Raw genomic sequence first — 20,188 nt, forward strand, 5'->3', positions numbered from 1 at the left:
GGCATCCGCAGCTCGGCGGCGAGGTGGTGGACGGTGAAGCGCCGATCGAGGTAGCGCTCGTTGACGAGGGCGGCCGCTCGACGTCGTCGCCATCGCGGCGGCCGCCCTCGTCAACGAGCGCTACCTCGATCGGCGCTTCACCGTCCACCACCTCGCCGCCGAGCTGCGGATGCCCGCCCTGCTGCTGCGGCTGCGGTTCCGCCGCTGCTACGGGCTCGGCCTCGACGAGCACCTCGCCCTCCGCCGACTCGAGCTGGCCGCCGTCCTGATGACGAGCACCCCCGTCGCTCTCGGCGGCCTCGACCGCATCGCCCGGGGCTCCGGCTACCGGGGCACCGCCGAGCTGGACCGCGACCACCGGAGGCACCGCCGGTCCTCCGCGCTGGCCGCCTGGTTCCGGGCCGCCCCGCGTCCCGAGCGCGAGCACCGGCCCGGCACCCGGCCCGAGGAGGAGCTGCTCGCCGCAGCGCCGGGCGCCGCGACGCCGGACCGCCCCAGCAGCGTCCGCTCGGCACCTGTCACCCCGCTGAGGCGCCGCGCCTGAGCCCGGCCGCGGAGCGGTACAGTGCCACGATGCGCACCTCCGGAACCCGCCGATGACGGCCGTCCGCTACGTCGCGATCGGCGATTCCTTCACCGAGGGCGTCGGCGACGAGCGGCCGGACGGCACCCCGCGCGGCTGGGCCGATCTGACGGCCGCGGGATGGGCGGCGGCCACGGGCGAGCGGATCGAGTACGCCAATCTCGCGATCCGGGGCCGGCTCATCGCGCCGATCCTCGCCGAGCAGCTCGAGCCCGCGCTCGCCCTGGGCCCGACCCACCTCTCCTTCAACGGAGGCGGCAACGACATGCTGCGCCCGCGCGCCGACATCGAGCGGATCGCCGACGCCTACCTCCGCGTCCTCGCGCGCTGCGACGAGCAGGGCGTCCTGCTGATCGCCCTGGCCGGCGCCGACCCGTCTCCGCGGCTCCCGCTCGGCTCTCTCATCCGCCGCCGCGGGGACGCGCTGACCGACGCCGTCTTGCGCCGGACGAGCCACCGGACCGACGTGGTCGTCGCCGACAACTGGCACGACCCCGCTTTCGCCGATCCGGAGCTGTGGTCGGAGGACCGCCTGCACCTCGGCCCGCGGGGACACCGGCGGGTGGCCGACCGGGTCCTGCGGGCGCTCGGGCTCACACCGCCCGCCGCGCTGCCCGACGCTCCCGAGGCCGCACTCCGGCGCGGCGGAACCGTGCAGTACTACCGGCAGCACGTCGCGCCGTGGGTGCAGCGGAGGCTCACGGGCACGTCCTCCGGGGACGGCCGCGCCGCGAAGTACGCGGGCTTCGTGCCGATCGACCCGGTCTGACGCCTCCTCCGAGGAGCACGGCTCTCGTTCGACGGGCAGGGATCTCCCCTGAGGCGCTCAGCGGCGACCTCTCGTGGCCGCTCGACGACGTCGAGCGCTCAGTGCCAGCCGTACCGCGCCGAGAGCACCCGGGCGACGGCGTCGTACCGAGCGCGCTCCAGAGCTGCTCCTTCGCGGCGCATCCCGGCGGGGTGCACGCGGAACACGCGCTCCGGGTCGACCCAGCTGGGCCGCCCGTCCGGGTCCCAGCCGCCGGCGCCGACCGCCAGGTAGTCGGAGTGCTCCTTCGAGCTCAGCCGCACGGCGAGCACCGTCCCCGACTTCTCGACCGCGAGCACGAGCACCGGGCGGTCCTTGCCGCGGCCGTCGTCCTCCTCGTACGGCACCCAGGTCCAGACGACCTCGCCCGGGTCCGGGTCGCCGTCGGGCGTGGGCGCGTAGCCCAGGCGGACCCCGCGGAGCCGCGACGGGTCGACCTCGACGGTGCGGCCCACTCCGCTCGCGCCCGGGGTCGGCGCCGTCGTGCTCAGGTACGGGCGCTGCGGGCGGGGCCCGGCGTCCGGCCGCGGGGCGACCGCGCGGCCGAGGAGTCGGAGGAGCAGGGACACGACCGAGCGCGAGGAGGGCACCCCGGAACCCTAGCCCGGATTCTCAGCCGCCCGCCCGCGGGGGCGCGCCCGGCGGTCGCCCGGCCCGGACGCGCCGACGGGGTGCCGGCTCCGGAGAGCCGGCACCCCGTCGGGTGCTGCGGAGGAGGGGGTCAGTCCGCCAGGACGTAGCCCGCCTCGCCGTGGATGGCCGTGTCGATGCCGGCGATCTCGTCCTCGTTCTTCACGCGGAAGCCCATCGTCTTCTGGATGATCCAGCCGATGAGGAGCGTCATGACGAAGGAGTAGGCGAGGACGGTGAAGGCCGCGAGGGCCTGCTTGCCGAGCTGGCTCGCGTCGCCGGTGAGGAACAGGCCCACGCCGGTGCCGAAGAAGCCGATGTAGAGCGTTCCGATGAGGCCGCCGACCAGGTGCACGCCGACCACGTCGAGCGAGTCGTCGTAGCCGAGGCGGTACTTGAGGTCGATCGCCAGGGCGCAGACGGCTCCGGTGATGACTCCCAGGACGATCGCCCAGAACGGCGACAGGCTGGCGCACGCCGGGGTGATCGCGACGAGGCCCGCGACCGCGCCCGAGGCGGCGCCGATCGAGGTGGGCTTGCCGTCCTTGATCTTCTCGACGACGAGCCAGCCGAGGATCGCGGCGGCCGGAGCGGCGATGGTGTTGAGGAAGGCGACGGCCGCGATGCCGTCGGCGGCGAGCTCGGAGCCGGCGTTGAAGCCGAACCAGCCGAACCACAGCAGTCCGGCGCCCAGGAGCACGAACGGCGGGTTGTGCGGCTGGTGCGCGCCCTTGGTGAAGTTGACGCGCTTGCCGAGCACCAGGGCGAGGGCGAGGGCCGCCGCTCCGGCGTTGATGTGGACGGCGGTGCCGCCCGCGAAGTCGATCGCGCCGACGCCGTAGGCGATCCAGCCGCCGTCGACGACGGTGGCGTCGTCGCCGAGGGTGAAGTTGAAGACCCACGAGGCGACCGGGAAGTAGACGACGGTGGCCCAGACGCCGGCGAAGACCATCCAGGCGCCGAACTTCGCGCGGTCCGCGATGGCGCCGGAGATGAGCGCGACGGTGATGATCGCGAACGTCGCCTGGAACGCGGCGAAGGCCAGCGTCGGGAAGGCCGACGTCTGCTCGCCGAGCGCGTCGTTGTAGATGCCCTGCAGGCCGATCTGGGCGGTGTCGATGCCGAGGACGCCGTCGATGCCGACGAAGGTGTCGGTCCCTGCGGGGCCGGACGGGCCGTTGCCGAACGCGATCGCGTAGCCGTACAGGACCCAGAGGACCCCGATGAGGCCCATGGCTCCGAAGCTGAGCATCATCATGCTGATGACGCTCTTCGCACGCACCAGGCCGCCGTAGAAGAAGGCGAGCCCGGGGGTCATGAGCAGGACCAGCGCGGCTGCGATGAGCAGGAACGCGGTATTGCCTTGATCCATTGTTGAACCTCTCGTGAGTGTGCAGAGAAAAGCCCGGAGCGAGGACGCTGCGTCGGAGCACGGCCTGGAGACACGCGGGTGTCGGGTCACCTCGGGTAGCCGACAGTCTGGTGGCGCGAGGTTTCGTCCCGTGAGGCACCGCGTTTCGCGGAGGTTACGGCCGAGGCCCCTGTGTAAAAAGCGCGTTACGGCGCGCTGGCGGACGGCACGACGACGAGCCCGGGAACGCCGGGAGGAGAGCGGATCCGCCCCTAGGAGCGGGGCGCCATCGAGGTGAGCGCGATGAGCCGCGACATCGAGCGCAGGTACTTCTTGCGGTAGCCGCCGCTCAGCATGTCGCCGCCGAAGACCTCGTCGAGGGGCGTCCCGGAGGCGAGGACCGGGATCTGCGCGTCGTAGACCCGGTCGATGAAGGCCACGAGGCGCAGGGCGTCGGTCTGGTCGGTCAGAGCGGTGACGCCCCGGAGCACGATGGTGTCGACGCCGTCGATCACCTTGATGTAGCGGGAGGGGTGCACGGTGCCCAGGTGGTGCACGGCCTCCGCGAACGGGTCGTCGGTGACGACGGAGCCGGCGGGGGCGGCCGCGACGAGAGCGTCGATCTCCTCGTCGGTGCGCACCACGGCGTGGCCCTCGATGTCGCGGCGCCGGTAGTCGGTGCCGTCGATCCGCATCGTCTCGAAGTGGGCGGCCATCGACTGGATCTCGCGGAGGAAGTCCGCTGCGGCGAAGCGCCCCTCGCCCAGCGCGTTGGGCGGGGTGTTCGAGGTCGCGGCGATGCGGGTCCCGGAGGCGACCAGCTCGCCGAGGAGCCGCGTCATCAGCATCGTGTCGCCCGGGTCGTCCAGCTCGAACTCGTCGATGCACAGCAGCGCCGAGCCCTTGAGGAGCGAGACGGTCGCCGCGTAGCCGAGCGCGCCGACGAGCGCGGTGTACTCGATGAACGTCCCGAAGTAGGTGCGGCCCGGCACCGCGTGCCAGATCGCCGCGAGCAGGTGGGTCTTGCCGACGCCGAAGCCGCCGTCGAGGTACACGCCCGGCTTGACCGCGGGGGCCTTCTTCCGGCCGAAGCCCAGGAAGCCGCCTCCGCCTCCCTTGGATCCGCCGCCGGCGGCGAACGCGCGGAGAGCCTCCACCGCGTCGGCCTGCGAGGGGTACTCCGGGTCGGGACGGTAGCTCTCGAAGGTGGCGCCCTCGAACTGGCGCGGGGGCACCAGCGTCGACGCGATCTCGTGCCCGCTGATCTGGGGCGAGCGGGCGGTCAGGCTGCTCGTCGATCGGACGTCGTCGGGGCTCACTCGCGTCTCGCATCCTGCGCACGGCGGGGGTCAGTGCGCTCAGTGGCGGCGGCCGCACCGGGCACGGAGCCGCCGCGGTTCTGTGTCGAACTCTTACGGCGCCCTCCGTGCGGCGTCGTCCGCGGACGCGTACTGTCGCTGAAGGGCGGGCTCCAGCGTAGCCCGCCGTGGAATCACGCCCGCGCTCCGCGCACCATCCTGGAGGTCCTCCTTGTCCGTCGAAACCGATCCGTCGCCGAAGTTCGCCTCCTACGCGCACCCCGAACGGCTCGTCAGCGCCGACTGGCTCGAGCAGCGCCTCGGCACTCCCGGTCTCGTCGTCGTCGAGTCCGACGAGGACGTCCTGCTCTACGAGACCGGCCACATCCCCGGCTCCGTCAAGATCGACTGGCACACCGACCTCAACGACCCGGTGCAGCGCGACTACATCGACGGCGCCGCGTTCGCCGCGCTCGTCGGCGGCAAGGGCATCGCCCGCGACACCACCGTCGTCGTCTACGGCGACAAGAACAACTGGTGGGCCGCCTACGCGCTCTGGGTCTTCACCCTCTTCGGTCACGAGGACGTCCGTCTGCTCGACGGCGGCCGCGACAAGTGGCTCGCGGAGGGCCGCCCGACGACCACCGACGCCTCCTCCCCGGAGCCCGCCGAGTACCCCGTCGTCGAACGCAGCGACGCCGAGATCCGCGCCTTCAAGGACGACGTCCTCGCGCACTTCGGCAACCCGCTGATCGACGTCCGCTCCCCGGAGGAGTTCACCGGGCAGCGCACCACGGCGCCGGCCTACCCGGAGGAGGGCGCCCTGCGCGCCGGTCACATCCCGAGCGCGCAGAACGTGCCGTGGGGCAGGGCCGCCGCCGAGGACGGCACCTTCCGCCCCCTCGACGAGCTGAACGGCATCTACCGCGAGGGCGCGGGGCTGAAGGACGGCGACTCCGTCATCGCCTACTGCCGGATCGGCGAGCGCTCCGCCCACACCTGGTTCGTGCTGACCCACCTCCTCGGCTTCGAGGGCGTCCGCAACTACGACGGCTCCTGGACCGAGTGGGGCAGCGCCGTCCGCGTCCCGATCGTGCAGGGCGCCGAGCCCGGCGAGGCCCCCGCGGCCCGCTGACGCGTCACGGCGGAGGCCGGGAGCGCCGATCCGCCCGTCGACGGGCCGCATCCGGGCTCCCGGCCTCCGCTGCGACCGCCCGCCGCCCCTCCCCCGATGAGACACTGGACCGGATGACCGACACCACGCTCCCCGACGCTCTGCGCGACATCCGCGAGGAGTTCCTCGCCCTCGAGAAGCCGGAGCGCCTGCAGCTCCTGCTCGAGTTCTCGAACGAGCTCCCCGACCTGCCCGAGCGCTACCGCGACCACCCGGACCTCTTCGAGCGCGTGGAGGAGTGCCAGGCGCCCGTCTTCATCGTCGTCGATGTGGAGGGCGGGATCGTGCACCTGCACGCCACTGCTCCCCGCGAGGCGCCCACGACGCGCGGCTTCGCGTCGATCCTGGCGCAGGGCCTGGCCGGGCTCACCCCCGAGCAGGTGCTCGCCGTCCCCGACGACTTCCCGCAGACCATCGGCCTCTCGGAGGCGGTCTCGCCGCTGCGCCTGCGCGGCATGACCGCGCTGCTCGGCCGCACCAAGCGGCAGGTCCGCGCGCACCTGGCCGCATGATCCTCCGGCCGCTCGTCCCCGCGGGTCCGCCGATCGTGATCGGCGAGGAGGGCGCGCGAGCGGCGGTCGCGGACGCCTGGCGTCCCGACGAGGCGGTGCGCGTGCGCCTGAACATGATCGCGAGCGTCACCGGCTCCAGCACCGGCTCCGACGGCACCAGCGAGACGCTCACCAACCGCGTCGACCGCACGATCCTCGGGGTCGTCCGCGAGCAGGCCGACGTCGTCCTCGTCGGAGCCGCGAGCGTCCGCGCCGAGGGCTACCGCGTCCCCCGGCGGGTCCCGCTCGCCGTGGTCTCCGCCTCGGGCGATCTCGCCGGGCACCGCCTGGAGCTGCAGGAGGGCTCCCGGGTCCTGCTGCTGGTGCCGGAGTCGCGCGGCGCGGTGGAGGGGCTCCCCGCCGGCGTCGAGGTCGTCCCGGTCCCGTCCTCCTCGGAGCGGATCGGCGTCGACGAGCTCCTGGAGGCTCTCGCCGGGCTCGGCCTGCACCGCGTCGTCTGCGAGGGCGGCGCCTCGCTCTCGGGCCAGTTCCTCGCCTCGGGCCGGGTCGACGAGCTGTGCCTCACCACCTCGCCGCGCGTCGTCCTGCCGGGCCTCCCGGTCGCAACGGGCACGGCCGTCGTCGACGACGCCTACGCCCTGACGCTCCTGGCCGCGGACGATTCCGGAGCCGTCTACGCCCGCTGGAGCCGCACGCGCTGAGAGCCGCCCACCCGGCGTGCCTCCGCGTCCCGGGCGCGTCGGAACCCTAGTCTGCGACCGTGCCCGAATTCCCAGCGTCGTCCCAGCTCCCCGAGGAGTTCCGGGTCGCGACGGAGTCGATCCGCGCCGCTGCCACGCGCGCCGAGCTCACCGTGTCCGAGATCGCCTCGCCGTCGGGTCTCGCGCCCTGGGCCCTCGCCCTGTCGGGCGACGTCGCGCCGCACGCGCACGGACGCGACTCCGAGCTGGGCACGGGGCGCTTCATCCTGCTCTACGACCCCGAGGAGCCCGAGCAGTGGGGCGGCCCCTTCCGTGTCGTCTGCTTCGCCCAGGCCCCGCTCGAGGTCGAGATCGGCACCGATCCGTTCCTCGCCGAGGTCGCCTGGTCCTGGCTCATCGACGCCCTCGGGGCGCGGGGCGCCTCCTATTCCGCCGCGTCCGGCACGGCCACCAAGGTGCTCTCCACCGGTTTCGGCGAGCTGGCCGCTCAGGGGGACGGTGCGCAGATCGAGATCCGCGCCTCCTGGAGCCCGGATGATGCGCAGCTCGCCGCTCACGTGGAAGGGTGGGGGGAGCTGTTGTGCATGCTCGCGGGTCTCCCGCCCGTATCGAGCGACAGTGTGACCCCGCTCGCCTTCCGACGGAACAACCGTGACTGATTACCGTGTCCTCTCCACGCCCGACGAGTTCCTCGCCGCGGTCGACGCCCTCGCCGCCGGCGAGGGCCCCGTCGCCGTCGACGCCGAGCGCGCCTCGGGCTTCACCTACTCGCAGCGCGCGTACCTGATCCAGGTCTACCGGCGCGGCGCCGGCGCGTTCCTCTTCGATCCCCCCGCCATCGGCCGGATGGACGCCCTGCAGGCGGTCATCGGCCAGGAGGAGTGGGTCCTCCACGCCGCCAGCCAGGATCTCGCCTGCCTGCGCGAGGTGGGCCTGGACCCGGTGCGGATCTTCGACACCGAGCTCGCCGCCCGGCTCCTCGGACTGCCCAAGGTGGGCCTCGGCGCCGTCGTCGAGGACCTCCTCGGCATCCACCTGGCCAAGGAGCACTCGGCCGCCGACTGGTCGACCCGCCCCCTCCCCCAGAGCTGGCTCGTCTACGCCGCGAAGGACGTGGAGCTCCTCGTCGACCTCCGCGACCGCATGGAGGAGATGCTCATCGCCGCGCGGAAGACGCGCATCGCCCGCGAGGAGTTCGAGGCGACGCTCGCGCGCGCTCCGAAGGCGGTCCCGCCGGACCCGTGGCGCCGCCTCTCCGGCATGCACTCGCTCCGCGGCCCGCGCCCCCTCGCCGTGGCGCGCGAGCTCTGGCTGGCCCGGGACGCGTTCGCCCGCGAGCGCGACATCGCTCCCGGCCGCCTGATCCCCGACTCCTCGATCATCGCGGTCGCCCGCAACATCCCAACCAGCATCGGCCAGCTCTCGGGCCGCCGCGACTTCACCGGCCGCGCCAGCCGCGGTGAGGTCGAGCGCTGGTGGGCCGCGATCGAGCGCGGGACGACGACCGAGGACCTGCCGAGCCCGACCCGCCCGGCCGCCGACACGCTCCCCCCTCCGCGCGCGTGGGGCGATCGCAACCCGGCCGCCGACGCCCGTCTGAAGGCGGGACGCGCCGTGGTCACCGAGATCGCGGAGCTGCTCTCGCTCCCGGTCGAGAACCTGCTCACGCCGGAGCTGCTGCGCCGGGTGGCCTGGAACCCGCCCGAGCCGCTGACCGCGGAGTCGGTCGCCGCGGAGCTCACCCGCGCCGGCGCCCGCGCCTGGCAGGTCGAGGCCACATCGGGCTCGATCGCCACCGCGTTTGTCGAAGCGGCCCAAGCGCCGGCCGAGGGCACCGAAACCCCTTCGTAGGAAGCGGCAAAGGATTCCGGCTGCGCGGTGCCGGTTCCTACGATCGACGGCGACCGTGAGTTCCTGGGGGGCATTGTGGCCGAGAGATCCGAAGTCGTGTTCGTCGACGGAGTCCGTACTCCGTTCGGGCGTGCCGGCGAGAAGGGCATGTACTGGCAGACCCGAGCCGACGACCTCGTCGTCAAGGCGATGATCGGTCTGCTGGAGCGCAACGGCGCGCTGCCGAAGGAGCGGGTGGACGAGGTGGCGATCGCCGCCACCACCCAGCAGGGCGACCAGGGCCTGACCCTCGGCCGCACGGCGGCGCTGCTCGCAGGGCTGCCGAAGTCGGTGCCCGGCTTCGCCATCGACCGCATGTGCGCCGGAGCGATGACCTCGGTCACCGCGACCGCGGGCGGCATCGCGTTCGGCGCCTACGACGTGGTCCTCGCCGGCGGCGTGGAGCACATGGGCCGGCACCCGATGGGCTTCGGCGCCGACCCCAACCCGCGCTTCCTCTCCGAGCGCCTCGTCGGCGAGGACGCGCTCAACATGGGCCGCACGGCGGAGCGGATCCACGACCGCTTCCCGCACCTGACGAAGGAGCGCGCCGACCACTACGCCCTGCGGAGCCAGCAGAAGCTCGCCGCCGCGTACGCCGCCGGCAGCATCCAGCCGGACCTCGTCCCCGTCGCCACGCGCAGCGCCGCGGGCTGGGGCCTCGCGACCGCCGATGAGGCACCGCGCCCCGAGACGACCCTCGAGGGCCTCGCGGGCCTGCGGACCCCGTTCCGCCCCCACGGCCGGGTGACCGCGGGCAACTCCTCCGGGCTCAACGACGGAGCGACGGTGTCGCTCCTGGCCAGCGCCGAGGCCGCACAGGAGCTGGGCCTGTCCGCGAAGATGCGGATGGTGAGCTTCGCGTACGCCGGCGTCGAGCCCGAGATCATGGGCATCGGCCCGGTCCCCTCGACCGAGAAGGCGCTCCGCAAGGCGGGCCTGACCATCGAGGACATCGGGCTCTTCGAGCTCAACGAGGCGTTCGCCGTGCAGGTGCTCTCCTTCCTCGACCACTTCGGCCTCGACGACGACGACCCGCGCGTCAACGAGTACGGCGGAGCGATCGCGATCGGCCACCCGCTCGCCTCCTCCGGGGTCCGGCTGATGATCCAGCTGGCCCGGCAGTTCGAGTCGCACCCCGAGGTCCGCTACGGCGTGACGGCCCTCTGCGTCGGCCTCGGCCAGGGCGGCACGGTGATCTGGGAGAACCCGCACTACGACGGCAAGCGCGGACGACGGAAGGGACGCTGACCCATGCTCGACGGATTCGAGAACCTCGTGGACCTCGCCGAGGGCGAGGTCGTCACCCACTCCTACGTCCGCGACGTGCCGCTGCCCAGCGGCCGCACGCTCGCCCTGATCACGCTCGACAACGACCGCGACCACACCCGCCCCAACACCTTCGGGCCGGCGTCGCTCTTCGCGCTGGCGGACGTCCTCCTCACGCAGAAGGAGCGCGCCTCGCGCGGCGAGATCCAGGCGGTCGGCATCACCGGCAAGCCGTTCATCCTCGCCGCGGGAGCCGACCTCAGCAAGGTCGGGGCCATCCCGAGCCGTGAGCTCGGCCGCCAGCTGGCGCGCCTGGGCCACCGCACGCTGGGGATGCTGGCCGAGCTGGGCGTGCCGTCCTTCGCCTTCATCAACGGCCTCGCCCTGGGCGGCGGCACCGAGATCGGCCTGAACGCCGACTACCGCACCGTCGACTCCTCCATCCCCGCGCTCGGGCTCCCCGAGGTCTTCCTCGGCATCATCCCCGGCTGGGGCGGCGCGTGGCTCCTGCCGAACCTGATCGGCATCGAGAACGCCCTCAAGGTCGTCGTCGAGAACCCGCTGAAGAACAACCGCACGCTCAAGGGCCAGGAGGTGTTCGACCTCGGCATCGCCGACGCGATCTTCCCGCCCGCCGCCTTCCTCGAGGACTCGCTCCGCTGGGCCGACGGCGTGATCGGCGGCTTCGTGAAGGTGGAGCGGCCGAACGCGCCCGGCAAGCTGGAGCGGCTGGTCAAGTGGGACGTCGCGATCTCGATCGCGCGCAAGCAGCTGGAGTCGCGGATCGGCACGGTCGCGGCGTCTCCGTACCGCGCGCTGGAGCTGCTCAAGGCCGCGAAGAACACCACGCGCGAGGAGGGCTTCGCCGCCGAGGACGAGGCGCTGGCCGACCTGATCTCGGGCGACCAGTTCCGCGCGAGCATCTACGCGTTCGATCTGGTGCAGAAGCGCGCCAAGCGTCCTGCGGGAGCGCCCGACAGGGCGCTGGCCAAGCCCGTCACCAAGGTCGGGGTGGTCGGCGCGGGCCTCATGGCCTCGCAGTTCGCGCTGCTCTTCGTCCGCCGCCTCCAGGTGCCGGTGGTCATCACCGACCTCGACCAGGAGCGGGTCGACAAGGGCGTCGCGGGCATCCGCGCCGAGATAGACGCGCTGCTGGCGAAGGGACGCGTCTCCCCCGACGACGCGAACCGCCTCCGCGCGCTGATCACCGGCACGACCGACCGCTCCGACTTCGCCGACGCCGACTGGGTGATCGAGGCGGTCTTCGAGGAGCTGTCGGTGAAGCAGGACGTGTTCGCCGACATCGAGCGCTACGTCTCGCCCACGGCGGTGCTCGCGACCAACACCTCGTCCCTCTCCGTCGAGCGCATCGGCGAGCGGCTGGAGCACCCCGAGCGCCTCGTCGGCTTCCACTTCTTCAACCCGGTCGCGGTCATGCCGCTGATCGAAGTGGTCCGGACGCCGCACACCGACGACGAGACCCTCTCGACGGCGATGGTCACCGCCGCGAAGCTCAAGAAGAACGCCGTCATCACGCGCGACACCCCGGGCTTCGTGGTGAACCGCGTGCTGGCGAAGGTCCTGGGCGAGGCGATGCACGCGGTCGACACGGGCACTCCCTTCGAGATCGTCGAGCAGTCGCTGGCTCCGTTCGGCCTGCCGATGACCCCGTTCGAGCTGCTCGAGCTGGTGGGCCTCAAGGTCGGCGCGCACGTGCTCGACACCCACCACGCCGCGTTCCCCGACCGCTTCTTCGACAGCCCCAACCTGCACCGCCTCGCCGAGCTCGGCCACGTCTTCGAGCGCGACGCGAAGGGGCGGGTGAAGGGCGTCGACAAGCGCGCGGTCGCGATCGTCGCCGGCGGCACGGAGCCGATGACGGCCGAGCAGCTGCGGCTGCGCGTCGAGACGGGTCTCGCGGACGAAGTCAAGCGGATGCTGGACGACGACGTCGTGCACGCCGCCGAGGACATCGACCTCTGCCTGATCCTCGGCGCGGGCTACCCGTTCCAGATGGGCGGGCTCACGCCCTACCTCGACCGGGTCGGTGCGAGCGAGCGGGCGTTCGGGGACACGTTCCACCACCCCGCGATCCGCGGCGTCGACTGACGCGGAGTGCAGTGACGCGGAAGGGGCGCCGGATCTGATCCGGCGCCCCTTCCGCGCGTCGCCTGCGGGACGGGTCCCGACGGACGATCAGTCGCTGCGGGCGTCGTCCCGGGCCTCGACCTCGTCCGGGAGCGGACGGGCGACCGGGATCTTGCTGCCCAGCACCTGCGCGACGACGTCGCGGGCGATGTGCTGGGGAGTGAGCCCGACGTCCTCGAGGATCTCCTCGCGCTTCGCGTGGTCGAGGAACTGGTCGGGCAGCCCGAGCTCTGTCACCGCGGTGTCCACGCCGGCCTCGCGCAGGTCCTGGCGGATGCGCGTGCCGATCCCGCCGACGCGCACCCCGTCCTCGATCGAGACGACGATGCGGTGTTCGCGGGCGAGCTCGATGATGCTGGTGGGCACGGGCACGACCCAGCGGGGGTCGACGACGGTGGCTCCGATGCCCTGGGCCGCGAGCCGCTGAGCGACCTCGAGACCCATCGCGGCCATCGGCCCGACCGTGACCAGCAGCACGTCCTTGCGCTCGGCGCGGGCGAGCACGTCGACTCCGTCGCCGAGGCGCTCGACGGCGTCGATCTCGTCGCCGACGCTCCCCTTCGAGAAGCGCACCACGGTCGGCGCGTCGGTGACGCCCACGGCCTCGCGCAGCTCCTCGCGCAGACGCACGGAGTCGCGCGGAGCGGCGAGGCGGATGTTCGGGACGACCTGCAGGATCGCCAGATCCCACATGCCGTGGTGGCTCGGACCGTCGGGCCCGGTGACGCCGGCGCGGTCCAGTACGAAGGTGACGCCCGCGCGGTGCAGTGCGACGTCCATCAAGACCTGGTCGAAGGCGCGGTTCACGAAGGTGGCGTACAGCGCGACGACCGGATGCAGCCCGCCGAAGGCGAGACCGGCGGCCGAGGTCACGGCGTGCTGCTCCGCGATGCCGACGTCGAAGACGCGCTCCGGGTACTTCTCCGCGAGGCGGTCGAGACCGACGGGCCGGAGCATGGCGGCCGTGATGCCGACGATCGTCGGGTCCTGGTCGGCCAGGGTGACGATCTCCTCGGCGAACACCGAGGTCCACGATCGGGCCCCGGCCGCGCTCAGCGGCTCGCCCGTCTCGGGGTCGATCTGCCCGACGGCGTGGAACTGGTCGGCGAGGTCGTGCACGGCCGGACCGAAGCCCTTGCCCTTCTGGGTGATCGCGTGGACGATGACCGGCTGGCCGTAGTCCTTCGCCTGCTGGAGGGCCTCCTCCATCGCCGTCAGGTCGTGTCCGTCGATCGGCCCCAGGTACTTGATGTCGAGGTTGGAGTAGAGCGCCTCGTTGTTGATGAAGCGGCTGAGGAAGCCGTGGAGCCCGCCGCGCACGCCGCGGTAGACGGCGGCGGCGGGGCCGCCCAGCCGCTCCGAGACGGCCCGGGAGCCGCGGTGCATCGTGCGGTAGGTCGGCCGCGTGCGGACGCCGTTGAGGAAGCGGGCCATGCCGCCGATGGTCGGGGCGTAGGAGCGCCCGTTGTCGTTGACCACGATGACCAGCCCGCGGGAGTTGTCGTCGCTGATGTTGTTCAGCGCCTCCCAGGTCATGCCGCCGGTGAGGGCGCCGTCGCCCACGACCGCGACGACGTGGCGGTCGGTCTGGCCGGTCATCGTGAAGGCGCGGGAGATGCCGTCCGCCCAGGACAGCGAGCTGGAGGCGTGCGAGCTCTCGACGATGTCGTGCGGCGACTCCCTCCGCTGCGGGTAGCCGGCGAGGCCGCCGCGCTGCCGGAGCTTCGAGAAGTCCTGGCGACCGGTGAGCAGCTTGTGGACGTAGGACTGGTGGCCGGTGTCGAACACGATCGCGTCGTGCGGCGAGTCGAAGACCCGGTGGATCGCGATGGTCGTCTCGACGACGCCGAGGTTCGGCCCCAGGTGGCCGCCGGTCTTCGAGACCTCGCGCACGAGGAAGTCGCGGATCTCCTGCGCCAGCGTCTCGAGCTCGGCCGCGGTCAGGCGATCGAGATCGCGAGGACCGCCGATGGTCTCGAGAACAGCCATGCGCGCCGCCTTCCGGGGTCGTGAGCGAGGTGGGGACGTCTCCCGAGTCTACGCACGGGGCCCCCGGGAACGCGTGTGCGCCTCCCCCGCAGGGAAGGCGCACACGCTCTGCGGCTGATCTAGACGAGCGAGCGCAGCACGTACTGCAGGATGCCGCCGTTGCGGTAGTAGTCCGCCTCACCGGGGGTGTCGATGCGGACGACCGCGTCGAACTCGACGGTCTGCTTGCCCTCGGCCGAGTGCTCGGTCGGCTCGGCGACGACGTGGACCGTCTTGGGGGTGACGCCCTCGTTCAGCTCCTCGATGCCCGAGATGCTGATCGACTCGGTGCCGTCCAGGCCCAGCGACTCCCAGCTCTCGCCCGCGGGGAACTGCAGCGGGACGACGCCCATGCCGATGAGGTTCGAGCGGTGGATGCGCTCGAAGCTCTCGACGATGACCGCCTTGACGCCCAGCAGGCTCGTGCCCTTGGCCGCCCAGTCGCGCGACGAGCCGGAGCCGTACTCCTTGCCGCCTAGGATGACGAGCGGGGTGCCCTCGGCCTGGTAGTTCTGCGACGCGTCGTAGATGAACGACTGCGGGGCGTCCGGCTGCGTGAAGTCGCGGGTGTAGCCGCCCTCCACGCCGTCGAGCAGCTGGTTGCGCAGGCGGATGTTCGCGAACGTGCCGCGGATCATCACCTCGTGGTTGCCGCGGCGCGAGCCGTAGGAGTTGTAGTCCTTGCGGTCGATGCCGTGCTCGTCGAGGTAGCGGCCGGCGGGGCTGTCGGCCTTGATCGAGCCGGCGGGGCTGATGTGGTCGGTCGTGACGGAGTCGCCGAGCTTGGCGAGCACGCGGGCACCGGCGATGTCGGTGACCGGGGTCGTCTCCATCGTCATGCCGTCGAAGTACGGGGGCTTCCGCACGTAGGTCGACGACTCGTCCCACTCGAAGATCGAGCCCTCGGGGGTCTGCAGCGCGCGCCAGCGCTCGTCGCCGTCGAACACGCCCGCGTACTGCGTGTCGAACATCGACTTGTCGATCGACGAGTCGATCGTCGCCTGCACCTCGGCCGCGTCGGGCCAGATGTCCTTGAGGAACACGTCGTTGCCGTCGGAGTCGGTGCCGAGCGCGTCGACCTCGAAGTCGAAGTTCATCGAGCCGGCGAGCGCGTAGGCGATGACGAGCGGGGGGCTCGCCAGGTAGTTCATCTTCACGTCCGGGTTGATGCGGCCCTCGAAGTTGCGGTTGCCCGAGAGCACGGCGGTCACGGCGAGGTCGTTGTCCTGCACCGCGGCCGAGATCTCCTCGAGCAGCGGGCCGGAGTTGCCGATGCAGGTCGTGCAGCCGTAGCCGACCGTGTAGAAGCCGAGCGCCTCGAGCGACTCGGTCAGACCGGCCTTCTCGTAGTAGTCGGTGACGACCTTCGATCCGGGCGCCAGCGTGGTCTTGACCCACGGCTTGGCCTTCAGGCCCTTCTGCGCCGCGTTGCGGGCCAGCAGGCCGGCCGCGAGCATGACGGACGGGTTCGACGTGTTGGTGCACGAGGTGATCGCCGCGATCGCGACGGCGCCGTGATCGATCGTGAAGGTCCCGCCCTCGCCGAGCTCGACCGTGGTCGGCTTGGAGGCGGTCGAAGGCGCGTGCGAGCGGTGGGTGTGCTCGTGGCTGCTGTGCTCGTCCTGCGGCTGCAGCTCTCCGGGGTCGGAGGCGGGGAACGACTCCGCGATGGTCAGGTCGACGATGTCGTGCGAGACGTCCGCGTAGTTGGTGAGGTCCGACTCGAACTGCGTCTTGGCGGACGAGAGCTCGATCCGGTCCTGCGGGCGCTTCGGGCCGGCGATCGAGGGGACGACGGTGCCGAGGTCGAGCTCGAGGTACTCGCTGAAGACCGGCTCGACCGCGGGGTCGTGCCAGAGCTTCTGCAGCTTGGAGTACTGCTCGACGAGGGCGATCTGCTCGTCGCTGCGGCCGGTGAGGCGCAGGTAGTCGAGGGTCACGTCGTCGATGGGGAACATCGCGGCAGTGGAGCCGAACTCGGGGCTCATGTTGCCGATGGTGGCGCGGTTGGCGAGCGGCACCGCGGCGACGCCGGCCCCGTAGAACTCGACGAACTTGCCGACCACGCCGTGCTTGCGCAGCATCTGCGTGATGGTGAGCACGACGTCCGTCGCGGTCACGCCGGTCGGGATCGAGCCGGTGAGCTTGAAGCCGACGACCTTCGGGATGAGCATCGAGACGGGCTGGCCGAGCATCGCGGCCTCGGCCTCGATGCCGCCGACGCCCCAGCCGAGCACGCCGAGGCCGTTGACCATCGTCGTGTGCGAGTCGGTGCCGACGCAGGTGTCGGGGTAGGCGCGCAGCGCACCGCCCACCTCGCGGGTCATGGTGACGCGGGCCAGGTACTCGATGTTGACCTGGTGCACGATGCCGGTTCCGGGCGGGACGACCTTGAAGTCGTCGAAGGCGGTCTGGCCCCAGCGGAGGAACTGGTACCGCTCGCCGTTGCGCTCGTACTCGAGCTCGACGTTGCGCTCGAGCGCGTCCTCGGTGCCGAAGAGGTCGGCGATGACGGAGTGGTCGATGACCATCTCGGCGGGCGCGAGCGGGTTGATCCGGTTCGCGTCGCCGCCCAGGGCAGCGACGGCCTCGCGCATCGTGGCGAGGTCGACGATGCAGGGCACGCCGGTGAAGTCCTGCATGACCACGCGGGCCGGCGTGAACTGGATCTCGGTGTCGGGCTCCGACTCCGGGACCCACTCGCCGAGGGCGCGGATGTGGTCGGCGGTGATGTTCGCGCCGTCCTCCGTGCGGAGGAGGTTCTCGAGCAGCACCTTGAGGCTGAACGGGAGCTTCTCGTGACCGGGGACCCGGTCGATGCGGAACACCTCGTAGTCGGTCGAGCCGACCTTCAGGGTGTCTTTCGATCCAAAGCTGTCTACCGCGGACACGTCGCCCTCTCCTTCGCTGACTGCAGCGTCCGCCGACGGGCGGAGCCGCTCTCCGTCCTCATCTTGACGACCGCGCACAGCGGCCTGCCACCAAGGAGGACCTAACTCCTCGACGCCGAGGCGCCCGGTCGACCTCGCCGCGACGGTGCGGGGAGGCGAGCGCTATTTATCTCGACGTCGAGACAATTCTATGCACGATCCGGAGCATCGCCCGCATCGGCGCGCTCGCCGGCTCCGCGGTACTCGGCCCGGACGGCGAGCACGGTGAGCACCAGCAGCGGCGCGTACAGGGGCAGGCCGAGCGCCAGCTTCCAGATGCCCAGCGCCGTGGTGTCCTCGGCGAGGAACAGCGGGTACTGCACGGCCAGGCGCAGGAGGAAGAGCCCCGCCCACGCGAGGGTCAGGGCGCCGAAGAGGCGGCGCTTGCGCCGATTGGATCGCCAGGCGGTGCCGTCCCCCATCAGGAAGCCGGCGGCGACGCCGATCAGGGGCCAGCGCACGAGGACGGAGAGGAGGAAGACGAGCCCGTAGACGAGGTTGGTGAGCAGCCCCAGGGCGAAGTTGTCGACGCCCCGCCCGGTGAACAGCGCCAGTGCGGCCGAGACCACCACGGCGAGCAGTCCGCCGACGGCCTGGATCACCGGCGTCCGGCCGAGCACCCGCGCCACCGTGAACGCCACGGCGAGCCCGACGGATGCGACCAGCGAGAGCACGAGCTCCGAGGTGACCGTGTAGAGCAGGACGAAGGCTATGCCGGGCACGACGGCCTCGAGGATCCCCCGGACGCCGCCCATGGTGCGCAGCAGCGCCTTCCCGTCGAACGGCTCGCCGTCGGCGACCGCGCCGAGTCCCGAGCGGCGGGCGGCCTGCGCGATCGCGTCGCCCACCTCGGGCCGGACCGGCTCCTCCGATCGGGCCGGGTCCTCGGGCCGCACCGGCTCCATGCCGGTCAGCTCGCGCTCTGCTGGGTCTGGCTGCCGGTCGGCACCTTCAGCGGGATCAGGTCGCGCGGAGGCATCGGGCCGCTGCCGCGGACCACGACGATGCTGCGGAAGAGCTCCTCGACCGAGGCGGCCGCCTGCTCGTCGACGGCTCCGGCTCCGGCGATCACGCCGCGGAGGAACCAGCGCGGACCGTCGACGCCGACGAACCGGGCGACGCGGGTCTGGCCGCCGGCGATCGGGAGCTCGGCGACGAGCTCCGGACCGAAGACGCCGTCGCGCTCCGTCGTCGATCCGCCCTGACGGCCGATCTGCTCGGCGATCTGGCCGCGGATCTCGTGCCAGAGGCCCGAGGAGCGCGGCGCGGAGAAGGGCTGCACCTGCAGCGTCGACCCTGCGTAGTCGAGGCCGACGGCGATGACGCGCTTGGTCCCCTCCTCGACCTCGAGGCGGATGTGCATGCCCTCGCGGGGAAGCACCTTCACCCCGCCGAGGTCGATGTAGGGGCGGACCGGGTTGGCCTCGCGCTCGTCCAGGGGCCCGGCCTCCGCGCGGTCCTCCGGCGCCGACTTCTCGAAGTCCTGCTGGACGGGCTCGGCGGCCTCGCCGGCCGTGGGCTGGATGTCGCTCATGCGCTCTCCTCGTGGATTCTGGTCTCCTGGGCGCCGGCGGCGTACCCGGTGGATCCGAAGCCGCCCGTGCCGCGGACCGACTCGGGAAGCTCGTCGACGGCCGTGAACCTCGCCTGGACGACGGGGACGATCACGAGCTGCGCGATCCGGTCCCCCGCCGAGACGCGGTACGTCTCGCGGCTGTCGGTGTTCAGCAGCGCCACCCGGATCTCACCGCGGTAGCCCGCGTCGATAGTTCCGGGGGCGTTGACGACGGTGATGCCGTGCCTGAAGGCCAGCCCGCTGCGGGGGACGACGAAGCCGGCGTGGCCCTCCGGGAGGGCGACGGCCACCCCTGTGCCGACGGAGGCGCGCTCACCGGGGGCGAGCACCACGTCCTCCGTCGAGTGGAGATCGGCTCCCGCGTCGCCCGGACGGGCGTAGGAGGGGAGCCGGTCCGCGGTGATCGGGACGTCGACGGTTGCAGGCACGTGACGAGGGTAGACCAAACGTCTGATCCAATAGGGTCATGCCGTCCTACCGAGAGAGGCTGTGGCCCGCGCCCTGGCTCTTCGTCGCCACCGCCCTCGTGATCCCCGCCAGCATCCTGGTGTTCGCGCCCATCGACCTCGCGGTGGGGGTGATCGTCGCGGTCGTTCTGTACGCGGGCTGCGTGCTGTCGCTGCTGGCGCTCTCCCCCGTGATCGAGGTGGCGGAGGGGGAGCTGCGCGCCGGCCGCGCGCACATCCCGCTGGACCTCGTGGGCGAGCCGTCCTCCTACTCGGGGGACCAGGCGTTCGCCGAGCGTGGGACGCGCCTGGACGCGCGGGCTTACCTGATCATCCGCGGCTGGGTGAAGGACGTGGTGCGGGTCCCGATCGAGGATCCGGCCGACCCGACGCCGTACTGGCTGGTCTCCACCCGCCGCCCGGACGACATCGTCGCCGCGATCCGGGGATCACGGCGACGGAGCGGTCGTCCTTCGGAGCCGGGAGGCGCTTAAGCGGCGCACTCCAGGCAGATCGGTCCGAGCTTCTCCTCGTGGTCGATCTGCGAGCGGTGCTTCACGAGGAAGCAGCTCACGCACGTGAACTCGTCCGCCTGGGGCGGAAGGACCACGACGTCCAGATCGAGGTCGGACAGATCGGCACCGGGCAGTTCGAATCCGCCCGGGTTGTCGGCGTCATCGACGTCGACGACTCCGGACATCTTGTCGGGGACTCGCTCCTTCAGGGCCTCGATCGACTCGGAGTCGTCATCGGTCTTGCGGGGGGCGTCGTAGTCCGTAGCCATTCCCATCCACTTCTTATTTCTGCTGTTCAACAAATCGGCGGGGTCAGTGTGCATCACGAC

General features: G+C 71.9%; 19 protein-coding genes. 10 read left to right on the forward strand and 9 right to left on the reverse strand.

Annotated features, from left to right (window positions below; all coding sequences use genetic code 11):
* Positions 1 to 169: 169 nt before the first annotated feature.
* Both C5C95_RS14750 and C5C95_RS14755 read left to right on the forward strand, forming a co-directional pair.
* On the forward strand, positions 170 to 544 hold the full coding sequence (locus tag C5C95_RS14750; protein ID WP_104324736.1) for a hypothetical protein: 375 nt from the start codon (positions 170 to 172) through the stop codon (positions 542 to 544).
* Between the two features lie 52 nt (positions 545 to 596).
* Entirely contained in the window at positions 597 to 1,352 is a 756-nt protein-coding gene (locus C5C95_RS14755; protein ID WP_104324737.1) for an SGNH/GDSL hydrolase family protein, read from the forward strand.
* A gap of 98 nt (positions 1,353 to 1,450) precedes the next feature.
* Here C5C95_RS14755 and C5C95_RS14760 read toward each other — a convergent pair whose 3' ends face one another.
* The 3 genes from C5C95_RS14760 to zapE form a co-directional block, all read right to left on the reverse strand.
* Complete coding sequence (locus C5C95_RS14760; protein WP_219813777.1) at positions 1,451 to 1,981, reverse strand: type II toxin-antitoxin system PemK/MazF family toxin; 531 nt, start codon at positions 1,979 to 1,981, stop codon at positions 1,451 to 1,453.
* Between the two features lie 131 nt (positions 1,982 to 2,112).
* Complete coding sequence (locus tag C5C95_RS14765; RefSeq protein ID WP_104225239.1) at positions 2,113 to 3,393, reverse strand: ammonium transporter; 1,281 nt, start codon at positions 3,391 to 3,393, stop codon at positions 2,113 to 2,115.
* Between the two features lie 251 nt (positions 3,394 to 3,644).
* On the reverse strand, positions 3,645 to 4,691 hold the full coding sequence (gene zapE / locus C5C95_RS14770; RefSeq protein WP_104225238.1) for a cell division protein ZapE: 1,047 nt from the start codon (positions 4,689 to 4,691) through the stop codon (positions 3,645 to 3,647).
* A gap of 211 nt (positions 4,692 to 4,902) precedes the next feature.
* Here zapE and C5C95_RS14775 point away from each other — a divergent pair, with 211 nt between their 5' ends.
* The 7 genes from C5C95_RS14775 to C5C95_RS14805 all read left to right on the forward strand — a co-directional run bounded on the left by C5C95_RS14775 (position 4,903) and on the right by C5C95_RS14805 (position 12,325).
* The gene (locus C5C95_RS14775; RefSeq protein WP_104232576.1) at positions 4,903 to 5,805 is read left to right on the forward strand and encodes a sulfurtransferase; all 903 of its coding nucleotides are present in this window, start codon (positions 4,903 to 4,905) and stop codon (positions 5,803 to 5,805) included.
* A 113-nt stretch (positions 5,806 to 5,918) separates the two neighbouring features.
* The gene (locus C5C95_RS14780; protein WP_104222086.1) at positions 5,919 to 6,356 is read left to right on the forward strand and encodes a SufE family protein; all 438 of its coding nucleotides are present in this window, start codon (positions 5,919 to 5,921) and stop codon (positions 6,354 to 6,356) included.
* Positions 6,353 to 7,057 carry a dihydrofolate reductase family protein gene (locus C5C95_RS14785; protein ID WP_104222088.1) on the forward strand — a complete coding sequence of 235 codons (705 nt, stop codon included), beginning with the start codon at positions 6,353 to 6,355 and terminating at the stop codon, positions 7,055 to 7,057. Before C5C95_RS14780 ends, C5C95_RS14785 begins: the two co-directional genes overlap by 4 nt.
* Positions 7,058 to 7,116: 59 nt before the next feature.
* Entirely contained in the window at positions 7,117 to 7,716 is a 600-nt protein-coding gene (locus C5C95_RS14790) for a DUF3000 domain-containing protein (RefSeq protein ID WP_104324738.1), read from the forward strand.
* On the forward strand, positions 7,709 to 8,908 hold the full coding sequence (locus C5C95_RS14795; RefSeq protein ID WP_104222092.1) for a ribonuclease D: 1,200 nt from the start codon (positions 7,709 to 7,711) through the stop codon (positions 8,906 to 8,908). The genes C5C95_RS14790 and C5C95_RS14795 overlap by 8 nt, the downstream gene beginning before the upstream one ends.
* Positions 8,909 to 8,983: 75 nt before the next feature.
* Entirely contained in the window at positions 8,984 to 10,198 is a 1,215-nt protein-coding gene (locus C5C95_RS14800; protein WP_104324739.1) for a thiolase family protein, read from the forward strand.
* 3 nt (positions 10,199 to 10,201) lie between these two features.
* Positions 10,202 to 12,325, forward strand: coding sequence for a 3-hydroxyacyl-CoA dehydrogenase NAD-binding domain-containing protein (locus C5C95_RS14805; RefSeq protein ID WP_104324740.1), 2,124 nt, complete (start codon positions 10,202 to 10,204; stop codon positions 12,323 to 12,325).
* Between the two features lie 87 nt (positions 12,326 to 12,412).
* On the opposite strand, the gene dxs is transcribed toward C5C95_RS14805, so the two are convergent.
* From dxs to dut, 5 genes are all read right to left on the reverse strand, one after another.
* Complete coding sequence (dxs, locus tag C5C95_RS14810) at positions 12,413 to 14,353, reverse strand: 1-deoxy-D-xylulose-5-phosphate synthase (RefSeq protein ID WP_104297811.1); 1,941 nt, start codon at positions 14,351 to 14,353, stop codon at positions 12,413 to 12,415.
* A 119-nt stretch (positions 14,354 to 14,472) separates the two neighbouring features.
* Positions 14,473 to 17,283: an aconitate hydratase AcnA gene (gene acnA, locus C5C95_RS14815; protein WP_104324741.1), complete on the reverse strand. Its 2,811-nt coding sequence runs from the start codon at positions 17,281 to 17,283 to the stop codon at positions 14,473 to 14,475.
* 188 nt (positions 17,284 to 17,471) lie between these two features.
* On the reverse strand, positions 17,472 to 18,227 hold the full coding sequence (locus C5C95_RS14820) for a DUF3159 domain-containing protein (RefSeq protein ID WP_104297812.1): 756 nt from the start codon (positions 18,225 to 18,227) through the stop codon (positions 17,472 to 17,474).
* A 5-nt stretch (positions 18,228 to 18,232) separates the two neighbouring features.
* On the reverse strand, positions 18,233 to 18,856 hold the full coding sequence (locus C5C95_RS14825; protein WP_104248032.1) for a DUF3710 domain-containing protein: 624 nt from the start codon (positions 18,854 to 18,856) through the stop codon (positions 18,233 to 18,235).
* Positions 18,853 to 19,326, reverse strand: a complete 474-nt coding sequence (dut, locus tag C5C95_RS14830; protein WP_104222105.1) for a dUTP diphosphatase — start codon at positions 19,324 to 19,326, stop codon at positions 18,853 to 18,855. The genes C5C95_RS14825 and dut overlap by 4 nt, the downstream gene beginning before the upstream one ends.
* 38 nt (positions 19,327 to 19,364) lie before the next feature.
* Here dut and C5C95_RS14835 point away from each other — a divergent pair, with 38 nt between their 5' ends.
* Positions 19,365 to 19,838: a DUF3093 domain-containing protein gene (locus tag C5C95_RS14835; RefSeq protein ID WP_104324742.1), complete on the forward strand. Its 474-nt coding sequence runs from the start codon at positions 19,365 to 19,367 to the stop codon at positions 19,836 to 19,838.
* Here the strand turns inward: C5C95_RS14835 and C5C95_RS14840 are convergent.
* On the reverse strand, positions 19,835 to 20,128 hold the full coding sequence (locus tag C5C95_RS14840; RefSeq protein ID WP_055792269.1) for a DUF4193 domain-containing protein: 294 nt from the start codon (positions 20,126 to 20,128) through the stop codon (positions 19,835 to 19,837). The genes C5C95_RS14835 and C5C95_RS14840 overlap by 4 nt on opposite strands.
* Positions 20,129 to 20,188: the final 60 nt, after the last annotated feature.

This window comes from Rathayibacter sp. AY1B7 (genome assembly GCF_002932735.1).
In the GTDB taxonomy this organism is placed as follows: domain Bacteria; phylum Actinomycetota; class Actinomycetes; order Actinomycetales; family Microbacteriaceae; genus Rathayibacter.